Origin of the sequence: Butyricimonas sp. (assembly GCF_019423355.1) — a bacterium.
Classification (GTDB): domain Bacteria; phylum Bacteroidota; class Bacteroidia; order Bacteroidales; family Marinifilaceae; genus Butyricimonas; species Butyricimonas faecihominis.
In genome coordinates this window covers 472,971-491,434 of the sequence record NZ_JAHZBP010000002.1, presented here as the reverse complement: position 1 = coordinate 491,434, position 18,464 = coordinate 472,971, and the positions used below count along the sequence as shown (strand labels likewise).

Genomic DNA, 18,464 nt, shown 5'->3' with positions numbered 1-18,464 from the left:
CTATTTTATGTCATACTATACGGAGGTACAGAGATTTGTTTGGGGGGGTAACCCGAATCCGTGGTGATTTCTCTATATAATACAGACGTGTGTGCCAGGGCAAATAGCCTTGTATTCTATTGTTGGTTCGTTTATTACCGGATCGTTTTGTGAGATTTCGAAGTAGAAAGAATCGTCCTGCAAGACCACGTTGATAACACTTCCAAAACTTCTGACTCCAACTTTCAAGGTTTTCATACCCAAATACGAAAATACGAGCGTGTCACCGGGCATAGCGTAGATCGTGTAATGACCGTCGAAATCGGTCGTGGTGCCAATGATAGAACCCTGAATTACCACGGTTGCCCCGATGATCGGATTTCGGGCCCAGTCAGTTACGGTTCCCGTAATCCCGAATTGTGCGAACGCTTGGCTTAGCGGACTGAATCCCAGTAATAAAACAAAGAGTACGAGTACTCGTTTTGAAAATAATTTAGATTTCATAGTTGTAGAGTTTTAATTAAACATGACTGTTACTTGGAACAGCTTGATTTTAAATAAAAGACACCACTCGAACCGAGTGAGGATGAATGGAATGTGAATATTTTAATCTGGCTAAACGATTGTGTCTATGTAAAATACGCTTTCATGGCTGATCAAGCTCGTAATCATTCGAATTGAAATATTCTCTCAATTTGCGGATCGCTGAATACTTGAGTGTTTTGATCGTGTTCACGGAAACACCCATGACTTTAGCGATTTCCTTGTTCTCGTACCCTGACAGGATGAGGCGCATGATACGGGCGCTTTGCACGGGGAGCAGATCGATGGCGTGTATCAAAATTTGATTGATCTCTTCTTCGATCAACATGTTAAGTACTTTGGGATGTTCAAATTCTTCTACTTCAAGATGATTATAACGTTGTTTCTCTCTTTGTGAGCCTCGCAGGTAATTTAAGGCTTCATTTTTAATCATGGTATACAGGAAGTTATCCGTGGATTTAATGTTTTCGTAGTTTTTCCGGTTTTTCCAGAATTTGATGATAACTTCTTGGGTGATGTCTTGTGCGATGTCGGGAGAACCAATAAAGCGTAAGGCAACGGCACACATGGAAGAGTAGTGTTTTCGGATGAAAATTTCTAGCTGTTGATTTTCTCTCATAATTTGTAGCACTTATATAGACAGAATGGTTCGTGTGGAGGTCACGTTTGGAGGTGTCGTTGAAACGATGGGAGCATATTGATAGAAATATCCTTTTTTGCTTGTTACGGGATATAGATTATGGAATAAACCTTGTCTTGAGAATACAATTTGGGGAAAAATTTGATGTGAACAAAGTGTTGCAAATATAGTAGGGGTACTTTCCCCGGATGGATTATTGGAAACAAGTCCTTGAGGCTTATTCTCGGATAATTTATAATGAATGTTAAATATAGGAAGTGTTATCATACAAAATATAAGATATTTGTTCGACACAGTATATGATTATAGACACCGCCCGAAATCATGCGGGATGAATGGAATCCTGTTTTTTTATAGAATTCGGTTAATAATGATTTTACCAGTTCTGATATTTTTTTGACGACTTTAAGTTGTACGCTATAAAGCTGTGTCCTTGATTAAAACGATTGTTAAATGCAGAAAAAAATGTGATCCGGTTCATCCCGTTTTTCAGCTAGTGGTGTCTATATATCAAATGCAAGATGATATATGGTGATGAAGAGAGAACAAATACTAGCAAGGGTTATTATTAGAGTACGATTGGGTATGGCTACCGAGGAGGAGCGGGAACTTCTGGGAAAGTGGCTGGATGAAGAGGTGGCCAACCGAAGGTTGTATCGAAATATAATTAGAGGAAAGAGTATCGCCGGAAGGTTGAGGCTGGAAGATGAAATTAACCAGACCACTGATTTTCAGAAGGTGTACGAGGAAGTTGCTCGACGTTTGGCCGTGCATCGTTCCCGTCGGTACTCGTTGAGACGGATTGTCGTGGTTAGTGGTGCGATTGCGTCCTGTCTCGTGGGAATTTTCGTGGCTTTGCATCCTTTGGTGAAAGTGGAGGTTCACAAGTCGATGAGTGTGCAGGGGGAATTGAAAGAGATGAAGATCGTGAAAGAGAAGGTGATGCTTGTACTGGGAAACGGAGAGCGTATCGGGTTGGTGAAGCAGGTCCCCGATAGTCTGAAGTTGGCACAAGCCACTTTGATCGGGACGAAAGGAGGGTTATTCTATGAGGCTAACACGGATTCGGTGCCGGAGCGGGAGGAATTTCACCGGATAGAAACGGCTGTGGGGGGAGAGTATTTTGTCGTGCTGAGTGACGGTACGCGGGTGTGGGTAAATTCCACGTCTGAATTTGTTTACCCGGTACAGTTTATTGGTGACCGCCGGGTGGTACAGCTAAAGGGTGAGGCCTATTTCGAGGTGAAACATGACCCCGCCCGGCCATTTATCGTGCAGGTACGGGATGTTGAAACTCGTGTGTTGGGGACGGCTTTCAATGTCAGCGCTTACGAGAACGAGGAGTCGGTTTACACGACCTTGCTGACGGGAAAAGTGCAGGTCAGTTTGATGGACCAGAAATCTGATATTCCATCCATGATTCTGAAACCGGGTATGCAATCTTACTGGAAAAAGGGAACGGGAGAGTTTTCCGTGAGGAAGGTAGATACGAAAAATGTGGTGGCTTGGCGTTACGGGGAATTCGTGTTTGATGAGGACGATATAGAGGTGGTGACCCGGATGTTGTCCCGTTGGTATGAGGTTCGTTTCGTGTATGACGGGAAAAGGAAAGGGCGACACACGTTTAGCGGGAAGATGAGTAAGGATGAGAAGTTGGAATCTATTTTAAAAATGTTGACTCTGGCGGGAGGACCGGAATTTAGGATGGAAGATGGAATTGTACATATCGTAGAGAAAAGGTAAAAAAGAAATGCCGGAAATGTTTAGGAGGCATTCCCGGCTTGGGACCTTGCTGATAACAAGGCACTTGTTTAATTAAAACAGAACAAAGTTATGAAAAAAAACTGCAAAGCAAAAGTGTTTTGTAGACTTTCGGTGATGCGTGGTGCGTTATGCGGATTGTTATTACTATCCCTAACCACGTTGTTTACTCACTCACCGGTCTATGGACAACAGAATGTGAAAAGAATTTCTTTAAAACTTGAGGCAACTAGTTTGCTTGAGGCGTTATGCGAGATCAACCGGTTGGGTGACAATGTGGTTGTGTTTAAAAAAGAGGAGGTGGAGCGGGAAACCAAGCGAGTGACGGTTGACCTGAAGAACGTGACAGTTAAGGCAGCGGTAGAGGCCTGTGTGGATGGGACCGGATTAACTTGTGTGGACTTCGAGGGAAAGGTAGTCGTGACTCCTCGGCAGCAACCGACTTCGATCACGGTTACGGGCACTGTGCGGGATGTGAACGGTGAAGTTCTACCGGGGACAACGGTAATCGTGAAGGGGGATTCCCTGTTCTTGGGGACGAGTACAGGAGCTGATGGTGCATATCGGTTGACGATGCCGACAAGCGTGACGACGTTGGTATTTTCTTTTGTGGGTTATAAACCGAAGGAAGTGACTGTTGGTGGACGTACGAAAATCGACGTGGTGTTGGAAGAGGAGGTGAAAAGCGTGGACGAAGTGATCGTGACGGGTATATTTACCCGTAAGGCAAGTAGTTACACGGGTGCGGTTGTCACGATGACAGCCAAGGATATTATGCGGGCTGGAAATCAAAATTTGTTTCAAAGTCTGAAAAATCTTGACCCGTCGTTATTCATCATGGATAACTTGGAGATGGGTTCGAACCCGAATGCGATTCCGGAGATGAAGATGCGGGGTATATCGAGTTTCCCGCTGGAAGAGACAGGTGTCCGCTTGAAGGGAAATTATAAAAATAGTCCGAATCAACCGTTGTTTATCCTTGACGGGTTCGAGGTGACGGCGGAGCGGGTGATGGATATGGACATGAACCGGATTGAAAGTGTAACCTTGTTAAAAGATGCTTCCGCGAAAGCCATCTACGGTTCTAAAGCAGCTAATGGGGTAGTGGTGATCACGACTAGACGTTTGGCTGGTAACGAACAACGGGTGACTTACACGGGCAGTGTGGATATACAGATGCCGGATTTGAGTAGTTATAATCTGTGTGATGCAGAGGAAAAGTTGGAAGCGGAACGTATTGACGGGATTTATGATGATGCTAATTTTCTGTTATACACGCAAAAGCAGATGTTGTATCAGCAGCGGAAACAATTGGTTGCAGCTGGATTAGACACCTATTGGTTATCGAAACCTTTGCGTACGGGTGTGGGGCACAAGCACAACTTGAGCGTGGAATTGGGAGATGCCGAGACATTAAGAGCCGTGTTGGACGTGTCCTACAATCAAGTTATCGGTGTAATGAAGGGATCCGATAGACGGAATATTTCTGGTTCATTGGATTTGTCTTATCGGAGAAATGACTTGATTTTTAGCAATACAATGACTGTAAATAGCAATAAAAGTTATGACTCCCCTTATGGTGCTTTTAGTGATTACGCGAAGATGAATCCCTACTGGCGGGCAAAGGATCCCGAAACGGGACAGGTGGTACGTTGGGCTGAAGATCGGATTCCCAACCCGATGTATGATGCCGAGATCGGTACGTTAAAACAGGAGTCTTACGTGGATTTTTTGAATAATTTTCAAGTGGAATGGAGAGCGTTGAATGGTTTGATCCTGAGAGCTCGTGTGATGTTGTCTTTTAAACGGAATGATGGTGACGAGTTCTTACCGGCTGCGCATTCAAGTTTTGCTAATATTACGAAAGACTCTCCGGTGGAGGAACAATTACGAAAAGGATCTTATCGTTTGGATAATGGGAAAAGTAGTAACGTGTCCGGTGATTTACATGGGAATTATGCAACCACGATAGGTAAACATTCTATCTTGGCAATGGGTGGTTTTGGAATATCCGAATATTCATACGAGGCTTACGTGCATAAGGCCGAAGGGTTCCCCAATAGCCAGTCTGCAGATATTACATTTGCTCGTCAGTATGCCTTGGACAGTCGTCCGGAAGGATCGTCATCTTTGCGTCGAGAGATTAATTTCGTGTTGGGAGGTGGTTACAGCTATGACGATCGGTATTTCCTGGATTTTAACGTGCAGACTAGTGCATCTTCGCTTTACGGAAACGATAATCGTTGGGCTACGGGGTGGTCCGTGGGAGTCGGATGGAACTTGCATAACGAGCATTTTTTCCCATGGAAGGATTTGGTTCGTCAATTCAAAGTTCGGGGGTCGATCGGATTAACCGGGAATCAGAATTTTGATACCAATGAAGCGGTGGCAACTTACCAGTATTACACGGATGCGAATTATTTGGGTATGACGGGATCCTATTTAGGGCGCTTGGCAAACCCCTCGTTGAAGTGGGAACAGAAAAAAGATTATAACGTGGGGGGTGATGCAACGATTCATCGGGCCACGTTACGTTTCGATCTTTACCGAGCCGATACGGAGAATATGTTGACGGATGTTTCTGTGCCGACAAGTACGGGATTTGCGACCGTGAAAGATAACTTGGGGCTGGTACGGAATAGTGGAATTGAGGCTTATCTTTCTTATGGTATGTTGCAACAGAACCAGACTTTCTTGACCGTTTTCGGTTCATTGGTGACCACGAAGAACAAAATTATCCGGTTGTCGGAAAGTATGCGTGCTTTCAACGAGTTGCGGGATAAGATGGCTTCGGATAAAGCAAATAATCGTCCGGTGCTGAAATACGTGGACGGGGAGTCCATGGAGACTATCTGGGCTGTGCGCTCTGCCGGGATCGACCCGATGACAGGACAGGAACTTTATATTCGTCAGGATGGTTCACTGACCTACACGTATTACGAATCGGATTTATACCCGGTAGGTAATTCATTACCCAAATACAGGGGAACTTTCGGTTTCACTTTCGAGCATAAAGGATTTGGTGTCAGCACGACTTTCCGTTACCAAGCCGGGTATCAGTATTATAATAAGACATTGATCGACCGGGTGGAGAACGTGGACATGAATTATAATGTTGACAAACGGGCATTGTACGGTCGTTGGAAAGAGCCGGGACAAGTAACTCCTTTTAAACGTTTGGGAACTTTCCGGTATGATGATGATCCCTTGTCACGCCAGGAGATGACAAGGGCAACTTCTCGTTTCGTGCAGGATGCGAAGGAATTGACTTGGGGATCGTTGAACGTGTATTATGATTTTCAGGCGGATATACTTAAATATCTTCGAATGAAACGATTGAGAGAGTCTTTCTACATGGAAGAGATCTCGAAAATCTCATCTATAAAGGCCGAGAGAGGGTTTGATTATCCTTTTGCCAGAACGATGTCGTTTTCGCTTATTGGAACATTTTAATTAGTTAGATATGAAGACAATAATAAAAAATATCGTGTTGTGTGTGATATTATGCACGATGGTGGCTTGTGATAGTTGGCTGGACACGACACCCCCTTCGCAAGTACCGGAAGAAGATCAGTTCGATGATGAATTTGGTTTCCGGCAGGCCCTGATCGGTTGTTATATCGGTATGGCGGATGTTGATTTATACGGGAAACAGCTCACGTGGTATTCTACGGAAATGCAAAGCGGGCAGTACACGATTCATTCGCAGGCTTACGTGTATGCAATGGGAACCTACCAGTACACGGCCCAGCGGGCATTGAGTATACTTAACAGTGTTTGGCAGAAGGCGTATAACGTGATTGCCAACGTGAATAATGCGTTGAAATTTATAGATAAGCGGCAGGGGGTATTGGATCCGGCTTCTTACCGGATGATTAAGGGCGAATTGTTAGCTATTCGTGCTATGTTGCATTTTGACATGATGCGCTTGTACGGGTACGGGAATCTGGCTGGTCGAACGGATAAATCAACGAAACCGACCGTGCCGTATGTGACGGATTATGACAAAGAGATGACTCCCCAGCTTTCGTATAATCAGACCATAGAATTGATCGTTAAAGATTTGATGGATGCTTTGGGGTTATTGGATGATGAACCTATCACGGGAAAACATCCTGCAGATTATTACGATGCGTTGAATGACGACGGGTTCTTCAGTGACCGTACTTTCCGGTTGAATTATTTTGCCGTGAAAGCTTTATTGGCAAGAGTATATATGTGGGAAGGAAGTGATGCATCCATAGCCTTGGCGCGTCAAGAAGCGTCGGATGTGATACGTGAAGGCGAGCGTTTGGGACTCTACCAGTGGGTGACGACAGATTTGGTAAGTACAGACCCGATTCATTCCACGGAACATATTACTTCTTTAAATATTCCGGCATTCACGGATCGTTTGACGGATTATTATCTTTATAATTTCTTGGAAGGTACGGCGTATGAAGCGATTAAATTGAGTGAGGATAATTTGGTTAATATTTACCAAGAAACGGGGAGTGGGGAGAATGCCGATTACCGTCGGGAAAAGTTATTCTTCAGAAATTCCAACGGGTATTATACACCGTTAAAGTTAGCACAGGATCGTTCATCGGGATATTTAAAACTAAACCGTATGCCTTTGATCCGTCTTCCGGAAATGTACTTGATCGTGGCCGAGAGTTATTTGCGAGGAGCAAATATTGATTTGTCTCAAGCCGTATCTTACTTGAAAACGTTGCGGGAGAATCGTTCGAACTATATTGATATTAGCGGTTATACACGAGACGAGTTATTAACATGCCTGATGAATGAATATCGGCGGGAATTCTTGTGTGAGGGAGTGACCTTCTTCTATTTCAAGCGTATTGGAGCAACCGATATTCCCAACTCGACCATCGTGATGAGTGACGAAAAATATTTGTGGCCTTATCCCGCTATTGAACGGGAAATGGGACGTGTTCAATGATGATTAATAATGCTATAAATGAAAGGATATGAACAGATTTAATTTTCTGTACGCGATATGTTTTCTTTTGAGCGGGTTGCTATGCGGCGGTTGCTCGAAAGTGGGAATAGATACTTTTGATGAGACCCAAGCCACGGTAACGGTTCCATGGAATAGCGTGGACGTGAGGACTTATCCGGGATATAACTCCTTAACGAAGACTTTTGACCAGACTTATTCGTTTTGGAGTGATCCGGAAGAAGAGACGATGGTGGTGAATATCCCGTTAAAGTTGGTCGGGGATGTCCGGGATTACGACCGGGCGGTAGGGTACACGATCGTGCGGGATAGCAGCCGGTTGTTGGAAGGATCGTATAAGGTGTTGAATGCCGTTATTCCCGCCGGGGAACGTTACGGGTATCTCACGCTGGAATTGCCGAAGTTGGTTGAATTGGAAGACACGACGTGTATGATGGAAATTGTGTTGGGTGCTTCGGAGTATTTCGTGGCCGGACCACCGGAATATACTCGTATTAAATTTTCGTGGGATAATCAATTACCGATGCTCCCCAGTGGTACATTTTATGCCCGAACCTACAATTTTTTGATCAATGCAGGACAAAGTATGAATCTGGCGAACTACAATTATTATAGCCGGAACGCACATAAGGCGATTCTGGCAGCTTTAGGATGGCCGTGGCAAGCGGATCAGTGGCCCCAGTATAACCGGATGGATCCGGATGGGTATATGTTCTATAATACAGCGATCACGAATGCTTACTACGAGTTGTTACAGAAGTATCTGGATGATTACGAACAAGAACATGGAACTCCATTGTTGCATGATGGAGGACTTGCTATAAACCAACCAGTGAGAGCGCGAAAGTTTTGATAAAACGGATTAAAGATAATGAAGATGAAAACTATATATTACCTGTTGTTGCTCGTGTTGGGATACGGCCTCGTGTCGTGTTATGACGACAAGAGCACCTATGACACGAAAGAAATTCCTAACGTGGAACTGGACCTGAATGGTGTGTCGGAAACGCAGTACGTGGCGTATTTGGGCAAATTGCATATTGATATTCCCGTGAAAAAAAACGGAACCCCGGACCATCCGGATTTGGAATATAAATGGGAGATCGAGTTAAGTTCGTCAGCGGGATTGAGAGAAGTGTTGTCGAACGAACGGGTGCTTGACACGATTGCTTCCATGCCGATTCAGGCTAGTGGTTACACGTTGACCTTGGAAGTGACGGACAAAGTTTCCACGCTTAAATATTATTCTGTCTTTTCTCTAGTGGTGGAGAGCCAATTCGGGGAAGGCATTATCGTGGCTCATTCCCGTGATGGCGTGACTTCCGATTTGTCGTTAATCATGGATAAAGACATTAGCAAGGGATTTACGGGAACGGAGAAAATTCAATATGATGATATTTTCACCTCCAAGGGGGAACCTTTGGATGATTGGATTGATAACGTGGCCTATACCGTGTCGGGAGCAACATGGAGTACCTATCAGAATATCCTGTGGATGGCCGGAAAGAATGGATTGTTCCGGGCTGATTGCCGGGACTATTCCTTCCTGAAAACGGGTAAGATTATTCCTTTCGTGACCGAGACATATACTTCCGGACATTTCTATTTGGCTCCCGCAACGACGATTTTGGTGATGAATAATCAGGTGTACCAGCATCTTCGTCAGAATGATGCGATATTTATCAAGCCGGAAGTGGTTTCCGACTTGGGCGGTTTGCAGTCCAATTACGTGGATAATCGAGTGGTTGCCGCGGCCACGGGCGATGGGACTCATTCCAGCGGATCGACGATCTGGTATGATTCACAGGTAGGACGCTTCGGGCGTTTTAACGGGGCTTACTCGCAGAACAAATGTTCGTTGTATTCTTCTTCTGAAAATGACGATAATTTCCCCTTTGATCCTTCTGCCGTGCCGGGTAAAGAGGCCGTGGCCGGAGGTTTCATGAATAGCTCTTCCTTGGTGATGGTATTGAAGGACAAAGTATCGGGAGAATATTCTCTTTACACATTTTTTACTAAAAATCAGGATTATACGTTGGTTAACCCGACTCCGAGTTACTTGTATTCGGTTCCGGCAGCCATCAAGGATTTACTGGATCGTTCTGTGTCAATTTGTTTCAGTACGGTGGACCCGATCATGTACGTGGCGACAGCTAGAGAGATTCATGCCGTGCGTCTGAATATAGACGGTTCACTCAGTTCATCATTGAAATACACGGCGGTAGCAGGAGAGAATATCACTATTCTGAAATTCTACACGCAGGGAAGATATAATGTCAATTCGGAAGACTTTGACAGTGACACGGAAATTTTACTGACCTTACCGTTGAACACGAAAGCCGTGATGATGGCGACACAAGCCTCGGATTCGGAAGGATATGTTTACCTGATTCCGCAAAAAGATCCGGGAACGGGAAATTTGGATGAGGAAAAGCAGGTGAAATATGATGGTTTCGGGAAAATTTCAGATATAACAGCTCAAGGAAAATAGTTTATAATAAAACAGGCAGGTAAGGCATGACGAAAGCCTTACCTGCCATAATAGTTAATTTTTTAAAATGAATAACATGGAGAATCCGGTTGTAAAGGTGGAACATTTGTCTCATCGTTATAGTGTGCAATGGGCGATACGGGATATTAATTTCGAGATTTACGAGAAAGGGATATTGGGATTGTTGGGATCGAACGGAGCGGGTAAATCGACAACGATGAATATCATGTGTGGTGTGTTGAACCAGACAGAAGGGGAAGTGTATATTAACGGGATTAATTTTCGGGAGGACCCGATTGCGGCTAAAATGAATATTGGTTTTCTACCACAGAAACCCCCGTTGTACACGGATTTGACTGTGGAAGAGTATTTGGCCTATTGTGCGGATCTGCGTTCGGTTGCACCTAAAAAGATACGTTCTTCGGTGGACTATGCGATGGAGAAATGTGGGATCACGCATTTCCGGAAACGGTTACTGAAACATTTATCGGGAGGTTACCAGCAACGGGTGGGTATCGCGCAGGCAATTATTCACAATCCGAAGTTCGTGGTGCTGGATGAACCGACGAATGGACTCGATCCGAATCAGATCCTGGAAATTCGGGAATTGATCAAGGAGATTGCTACGGATCGTTCCGTGCTACTTTCCACGCATATCTTGTCGGAGGTACAGGCCACCTGCGACCACATCAAGATGATCGAGGAAGGGCAACTGGTATTTGCGGGGACGATGGATGAGTTTAACAATTATATCCAACCGAATTCATTCGTGGTGGTACTGAAGAATCCGCCGAGAATGACCGAGTTGGAACACGTGCCGGGAGTTAGCCGGGTGGAGGCAATAAATTCGAAAAGTTTCAGGGTATGGTTTGATACGGATGACGACGTGACGGCCCGGATGGTACACGAGAGTGTCAGCCGGGGATGGGAGTTAAGCGAGGTTTCCGTGGAACGGAGTTCTCTGGATGAAGTGTTCGCTCGCTTGTCGGGAAAAAGTAAACGTGAATCATAAGTTCGTGTAGTATGAGAAAAATATTCAAGATAGCATTGACAGAGTTATGCACTCTGTTCTATTCGCCTATCGCGTGGTTAGTCCTTATTATCTTTACCGTTCAGGCATGCATGACCTATTTCCGTTTGGTGGATATTATGTTGATGCAGCAATTTAACAAGCCTTTATGGTATAGTATAGCGAAAGAGATGTACACGGGAAGTATGGGATTATTCCCGAATATGCTGGTGCATCTCTACCTGTATATTCCTTTATTGACCATGGGATTGATGAGCCGGGAATATAGTAGCGGTTCCATCAAATTATTATATTCTTCGCCGGTATCAAGCGTGCAGATTATCTTCGGGAAATTTCTTTCCATGATGATATACAGCCTTATTCTGGTGGGGATTCTCTTTTTGTTTGTTGGGTTCACGGCATGGAACGTGCCTTCTTTTGATATGTCATTGGCTTTGTCGGGGTTGCTGGGAATTTATCTGGTGATCTGTTCCTATGCGGCGATAGGATTGTTCATGTCTTGTCTGACCTCCTATCAAGTGGTGGCGGCTGTTGCCACGTTAGGGGCTTTGGCCTTCTTGAATTACGTGGGAAGAATAGGACAGGAAGTTCCTTTTATTCGGGATGTCACGTATTGGCTGTCAATTTCCGGGCGTTCCGACGAGTTAATCAACGGTTTGATCAGCAGTGAGGATGTGTTTTATTTCCTCGTTGTGATCGGTCTTTTCCTGACGCTTTCTATTATGGTCATCTTGTCGGGGAAACGCAAGTTATCAAAAAGTATGGCTTTTACCCGTTATACTGGGGTGGTTATATTGGCCATGTTGTTGGGATACGTGACTTCCCGACCGGGATTGCAATGTTCTTACGACGCCTCGTCGATTAAACTGAATAGTCTGAATCCGGTCAGTCAGGAGATTATGGAAAAAATGGACGGTGGGTTGACAATCACGACATACGTGAATCTTTTGGAGGCGAATTTTCATCGAGGGGCTCCTTCGGAGAGGAATAGTGATGCGAATCGATTTAAAAAGTTTATTCGCTTCAAACCGAAGATGCAGATGAATTACGTGTATTACTATGCCGATGCGGGAAACGAGGTCTTGGAAGATCGTTTCCCCGAGTTGAACACGCAACAACGTGCGTGGAAAATGGCCGTCATGGAAGATTTGGATATAGAGATGTTTCTGAGCCCGGAACAGGTAGCCCAACAGGTTGATCTTTCGGGTGAAAAATATCGTTTTGTGCGTTTGTTGGAACGGGAAAGCGGGGAAAAGACCTTTTTGCGGATTTTCGATGATAGTTACATTTATCCGAGGGAAGGAGAAATCTCCACGGCCATGAAACGTTTGGTGACGAAAGCCCCCAAGGTTGTTTTTCTAACCGGGCACGGGGAACGTGATATTCAACGGGCAGGAGACCGGGACTACTACACGTTTGCCATAGACCCGACATTCCGTCATTCTTTGATTAATCAAGGGTTTGACGTGGATAGTATTACCTTGATGGGGGATCGGCCGATACCCATGGATATTGACGTGTTAGTTGTTGCAGATTTACAGCGTCCTTTGTCAACAGATGAGTTGGCTCAGCTCGAAGAATATATAGCGAAAGGCGGGAATATTGTTATTGGCGGGGAACCGGGAAAATCGGATTTGATGAATCCTCTTACGGCTTCTCTGGGCGTGAGTTTCTTACCGGGGACTTTAGTACAACCGACGAAAGCTTACGATGATAATTTGCTGGTTTGCTCTTTTGTTGAGGAGGGTGTGAATGTCGTGACTCCTTTGCGGGGACTATGGCAACAAAAATATGGGGTTACGATGCCGGGAGCAGCCGCGTTAAGTTACAAAAACGGACATGGTTTCAACGTGTACCCTTTGCTAAAGACAAAAGACGAGGGAAGTTGGAACGAGTTAACCACCGTAAATTTTACGGACGAAAAAGCTGTATTAAATCCGGAAATCGGGGAGCAAGAACAGTCCTACCCGACGATGCTTGCCTTGACTCGTAACGTGGGAGACCGGGAACAGCGGATATTCGTGTTAGGTGATGTAGATTGTATTAGTAATGCCGAGTTATTGATGTCTAGAGTTGGGATGAAAACGAGTAATTTCTCTTTAATCACGGGTATGTTCCGGTGGTTGAGCTACGGGGAATTCCCGATCGTTTTGTCGAATATACCGCCCGTGGATACGGTGTTGGAATTGAGTAAGGACACGGTGCCTTATGCGAAATTTGCTTTCACGTGGGGATTGCCTATCTTGTTCGCATTGGGATATTTTGGCGTGTGGTTTAAAAGAAGACGGAGATAATGTAATTATAAACGAATGAGAAAGATATTGAAAATAGCGGGAAATGAGTTGCGCGCTCTCTTTTGTTCTCCCGTGGCTTGGTTTATTTTGGTGATATTTGCCGTTCAGTCGGGGATGACTTTTACCGATTTGTTCCGGAGTGTTTTGCGACAACAATTTATGGGGGAACCGATAGAATATAGTATCACGACGGCTCTGTTAACAGGAATGTCGGGAACATTTACGGTGATACAACAATATTTGTATCTATATGTTCCCTTGTTGACGATGGGATTGATGAGCCGGGAATTTGGTAACGGTTCGATTAAACTCCTGTACTCGTCCCCCGTGACAGCGGGACAGATCATTTTTGGAAAATTCCTTTCTATGATGGTTTACGGGTTGATATTGATGGGCGTGTTGCTGGTTCTGGTTCTTTTTGCTTGTTGCACGGTGGAATCATTTGATCTTTCCGCGGCCTTATCGGGTTTACTCGGATTGTATTTGTTAATGTGTGCTTACGCAGCAATCGGGCTTTATATGTCTAGCCTGACCTCTTATCAGGTTGTGGCGGCCGTGGGAACATTGGCCGTGTTAATCGTGCTGAATTTCATCGGTAGTGTGGGGCAGGATATAGCTTTCGTGCGTGAAATCACGTATTGGTTGTCGATTAAGGGACGGGCAACCGTGTTTATTGACGGGTTGATATGCAGTGAGGACTTCCTGTATTTCGTCGTGGTAATTCTCTTTTTTCTGACATTGGGAATCATGAAGATCGAGGCTCACCGGGCAAAACGAAGTCAAGTGATGACGGTAGGACGTTACCTCGTCGTGATTGTGGTTACCGTGGCATTGGGGTATATGACTTCTCGTCCCACGTTTTTATGGTATTATGATGCGACAGCAAGTAAGACACAAACATTGACTAAAGAAAGTCAAAGTATACTGGAAAGGATGAAAGACGATTTGACAATTGTCACTTACGTGAATCTTTTGGGAGATAACTCTTCTTACGGGATGCCCCGTTCCCTGAAGAGTGACATGGAAAACTTCAAACCGTACATCCGTTTCAAATCGAATATCGAGCTGAAATACGTGTATTATTATAAAAAAGCGTCGTCCTACATACGGGAACGGTATGCTGACGTGAGCGACCGGGAGGTGGCCGAAAAATATGTTGATCAGATGAAATTGAATCTGAAAATGTTTTTATCTCCCGAAGAGATCGAGGCCCAGATTGACCTTGCTCCGGAAGGTTATCGTTTCGTGCGACAGTTGGTGTTACCCGACGGTTCTGCCACTTTCCTGCGGTTGTATAATGATATGTTTGTACATCCGATGGAGGCAGAGGTTTCCGCAGCACTGAAACGGTTGATCATGGAAGTACCCAAGGTGGCTTGTCTTACGGGGCATGGAGAGCGGGATATGAACAACGTGGGTGATCGGGATTATTATGCTTTTGCCAAGAATCCGACTTTTCGTTATGCTTTAGTAAATAATGGTTTTGATGTGATCGCCTATCGCATGACCGAGGGGGAGGAAATCCCGGAAGATATTCGTATTCTGGTGATTGCGGATGTGAAACAACCGTTGACCGAAAGCGAGTTGGAAAAGATTGACCGCTACGTGGCCCGTGGAGGAAATTTGTTGATTGCGGGAGAACCGGGGCGTCAGGAAGTAATGAATCCTTTGGTGGAACGTTTCGGGGTACAATTTATGCCCGGTGTTTTGGTACAGCCCAGTCGGGATTTCGATCCGGATCTGATTCGGGGGGAATTGACGAAAGATGCCGCGGAGATGTCCCTTAACTATGCCGATTTGCAGAAGAAAAAACGGGTAATCACGATGCCCGGTGCCACGGCGTTAAACTATACAACGGATAAAGGTTTTATGGTGCGTCCTGTTTTGGCCACGCGTGACACGGGATGTTGGAACGAGATAGAAACCCGGGATTTATTGAATGAGCCGGTTGAACTCAACCCTGTCGTCGGGGAAAAAGAAGGCATTTACCCGATTGCTTTGGCATTGAGTCGGAAGATGGGTGATCGGGAACAACGGATCATTGTACTGGGAGATGCGGATTGCATCAGTAACTCCGAGCTGATGATGTACCGGAAGGGTATCAAGGCGTCCAACTTCTCGTTGATCACGGAATCCTTCCGTTGGTTGACGGATGGGGAATTCCCAGTGAATACCCGTCGTCCGGATCCTGCCGACACCTCGATTTCACTGGAATTGTCATCTATGAAATGGGTGAAAGTGATGTTCGTGGGGATATTACCCCTGTTATTAATTGGTTGTGGAATATTAATCTGGCACCGTAGGAGGGGTAGATAAAATGAATATGCGTAACGTGAATATCGTGGCTCGCTATGAGTCTAAATTGTTAAGACGAGATATTGTTTTTCTGGGATTTGTAGTGATTGCCCTTGTCGGTATTTCGTTATGGCAGATGATAAAGCAAGGAAGAGTAAATGTGTTTTGGTATAAAGTGGCTCTTCCTTCCTCTTTTCCTTTTTTTAGTATGTATTACTATAACTTGGTACAAGTCCTGATTGCTTTGTTTGTGTGCATGGAGGTCGTGTACCGGGAAAGGAAAAAGGACGCGATGGAAGTATTCCTGTGCCGACCGTTTCGGAACAGTGAATACTGCATCGGTCGTTTTCTAGGAATATTTAGGATGTTCCTTTTCGTGAATATCTGTGTGTTGTTGGTGTGTATGTATATAAACCTTTGGGTTGTAGGAGCTCCTTTTAACGTGTGGATTTATGTTTTCTACCTGTTGACGTTGTCCCTCCCGACTTTAATTTTTGTATTAGGCTGTGCGTTGTGCATTTCGGGTATGGTCAAGAATCGTCCGATATCTGTTTTAGTTCTGGGACTTTGGGGATTGGGAGTATATTTCTATTTGGATGAGTGGCAGTTTGGAGCGTTTGACTTTTGGGGCAGAAACTTGCCGAATATATTTTCGGATGTGGTGGGACACCCTGATTTGCGTGGTTATTTGCTGCATCGCTTGACATGTGCTGGGTTGGGTGTTGCCGGAATCTTATTCTGGATCGCTAACATGAAACGTTTGCGGGATTGTAAAGAACATCAAGGATTACAATGGGGAAGTGGAGGTGTGGTTGTGTTGTGCAGTGTGATCTGTTTGTTTTTATTTTGGGATGCTATTCGGCAGCGGGAGAACCGTTCCGAGGAGTATCGACAGGCTTATGTCGAATATCAATCCCGTCTTAAAGCACGGGTTGCCAATCACGAAATCACCTACGAATGGAAAGATGGGGAGATGTGGTTGGATAGCAAGATGATTTTACAGAATCGGAACCAAGAAATGCTTTCGGAGATCGTGTTGTACCTGAATCCTACGTTAGAGATTTATTCTCTAAAGGAGGCCGATAGCGACGTGAGCTATCACCGGGATCTGCAGGTTATCATACTTGAACGCCAGCTTTTACCGGATGATAGCATTTCTTTACATATCTCCTATAAAGGCAAAATCGACGAGGCAATATGTTACTTGGATGTGCCTTTTGAAGAGCGGCATAATGTGGGAAGATATGATCCCGGAATGCGACGAGGTTTATTCAATTTCGGAACCCGTTTCGCTTATTTGGAGGAAAACTATACCTTGTTACACCCGGAAGTCCTTTGGTATCCGGTAGCCGTTCCCCCGGTCAACATGGTATCACCATACGCCCGCGAAATAAATTTCACGGAATATACCCTGCGGGTGAAAACATGGGAAGGGCAACAGGTTCTATCGCAAGGAGTACCGGAATACGGAACGGGTGAAGTATCTTTCAAAAATAGACAGAAATTATCCGGGATAACGCTTTGTATCGGGGATTATCACAAGAAAGAAATCGAGTTCGGTGGTCTTCAACTGGAATTTTATTATTTCCCCGGTCATGAATTATTTTTCGAGGGTTATACCGAAATCCAAGGGGAGAAATTGAGTAAGGTATTGACCATGCTCAAAGGACGTTTGGAAGCAAGAATCGGGCGGAGTTACCCGTTTCAAAAATTGATGTTGGTGGAAAGTCCTCTCTCGTTCGTTTCTTTTTTACGGAAATGGAAAACGGGCAGCGAATTTGTTCAACCGGAATTTGTTTTTTTCAATGAACGGGTTGCGACGATCTCTTCTTATGTTCCGATGACCATTGCGAAAAAACTTGCGAAGGAAAGGCAAGAGGGTTTGGATGATCCCGAAGGGATTTATAGTGTTGAACGCATGGGATTACAATCTAACTCTATGCAGCTTCAACAAAAGTTACATGATATTTTGCCCATGTACTACGATTACACGGGTTTCTTGTCTTCAGGCACTTATCCGGCAGCCAATATGTTACTTAGTAAAATGTTTACTTCTAAAAAGAAATATACAATAGGGAATGCCGGTCTGAGACCGGAGGATATGTTAGCTATTGACTGTTTGCAACAATCTAGTTTGCGTGGAGTTCTTTCTAATGATTCGTTACCTGACAAAGTGCAGGCAAGAATTTTTGAATTGGAAGCAGGAGCCTTGGGTGCTTATTTATCGGTTTTTGTTGCTCCCGAAAAGTTGTACCAGTTTTCGGAAAAGGTTTCTTCCGGTGCTCAATTTGAAGAAATTACTTTAGAGCAGCTTGCGCTGAATTTCCAGAATGAGTTAGGTGTTGATTTGCTTCCGTTTATGGATAAAATATACCAACGGGAGGGACTTCCGGTTTTTGATATATGAGATATTCAAGTACAGCAAATTATTACGGACGGTTTCCCGAAATATCAAGTTGGTTTTAAAGTAT

At 44.7% G+C, this 18,464-nt stretch carries 11 protein-coding genes; 9 read left to right on the top strand and 2 right to left on the bottom strand.

Annotation, left to right across the window (positions count from 1 at the left end):
- Positions 1 to 72: 72 nt before the first annotated feature.
- Together QVC79_RS04770 and QVC79_RS04765 are read right to left on the bottom strand one after the other, a co-directional pair.
- Entirely contained in the window at positions 73 to 483 is a 411-nt protein-coding gene (locus tag QVC79_RS04770; protein ID WP_270593482.1) for a carboxypeptidase-like regulatory domain-containing protein, read from the bottom strand.
- A 142-nt stretch (positions 484 to 625) separates the two neighbouring features.
- Positions 626 to 1,141: an RNA polymerase sigma factor gene (locus QVC79_RS04765; protein WP_270593483.1), complete on the bottom strand. Its 516-nt coding sequence runs from the start codon at positions 1,139 to 1,141 to the stop codon at positions 626 to 628.
- Positions 1,142 to 1,690: 549 nt separating this feature from the next.
- On the opposite strand from QVC79_RS04765, the gene QVC79_RS04760 reads away from it, so the two are divergent.
- The 9 genes from QVC79_RS04760 to QVC79_RS04720 all read left to right on the top strand — a co-directional run bounded on the left by QVC79_RS04760 (position 1,691) and on the right by QVC79_RS04720 (position 18,400).
- A complete protein-coding gene (locus QVC79_RS04760) occupies positions 1,691 to 2,905 on the top strand; it encodes a FecR family protein (RefSeq protein WP_270593486.1) in 1,215 nt (404 codons plus the stop codon).
- 90 nt (positions 2,906 to 2,995) lie between these two features.
- Complete coding sequence (locus QVC79_RS04755) at positions 2,996 to 6,376, top strand: SusC/RagA family TonB-linked outer membrane protein (protein ID WP_270593487.1); 3,381 nt, start codon at positions 2,996 to 2,998, stop codon at positions 6,374 to 6,376.
- A 10-nt stretch (positions 6,377 to 6,386) separates the two neighbouring features.
- Positions 6,387 to 7,865, top strand: coding sequence for a RagB/SusD family nutrient uptake outer membrane protein (locus QVC79_RS04750; protein ID WP_270593489.1), 1,479 nt, complete (start codon positions 6,387 to 6,389; stop codon positions 7,863 to 7,865).
- A gap of 28 nt (positions 7,866 to 7,893) precedes the next feature.
- Positions 7,894 to 8,736 (top strand): DUF4843 domain-containing protein, encoded by an 843-nt coding sequence (locus QVC79_RS04745; RefSeq protein WP_270593490.1) that lies wholly within the window; start codon positions 7,894 to 7,896, stop codon positions 8,734 to 8,736.
- 24 nt (positions 8,737 to 8,760) lie between these two features.
- Entirely contained in the window at positions 8,761 to 10,374 is a 1,614-nt protein-coding gene (locus QVC79_RS04740) for a PKD-like family lipoprotein (protein WP_270593491.1), read from the top strand.
- Between the two features lie 76 nt (positions 10,375 to 10,450).
- Positions 10,451 to 11,386, top strand: coding sequence for an ABC transporter ATP-binding protein (locus QVC79_RS04735; protein ID WP_027203008.1), 936 nt, complete (start codon positions 10,451 to 10,453; stop codon positions 11,384 to 11,386).
- A gap of 11 nt (positions 11,387 to 11,397) precedes the next feature.
- Positions 11,398 to 13,698 carry a Gldg family protein gene (locus QVC79_RS04730; protein ID WP_270593493.1) on the top strand — a complete coding sequence of 767 codons (2,301 nt, stop codon included), beginning with the start codon at positions 11,398 to 11,400 and terminating at the stop codon, positions 13,696 to 13,698.
- A gap of 15 nt (positions 13,699 to 13,713) precedes the next feature.
- Entirely contained in the window at positions 13,714 to 16,014 is a 2,301-nt protein-coding gene (locus QVC79_RS04725; RefSeq protein WP_270593494.1) for a DUF4350 domain-containing protein, read from the top strand.
- A 7-nt stretch (positions 16,015 to 16,021) separates the two neighbouring features.
- Positions 16,022 to 18,400 (top strand): ABC transporter permease/M1 family aminopeptidase, encoded by a 2,379-nt coding sequence (locus QVC79_RS04720; protein ID WP_270593496.1) that lies wholly within the window; start codon positions 16,022 to 16,024, stop codon positions 18,398 to 18,400.
- Positions 18,401 to 18,464: the final 64 nt, after the last annotated feature.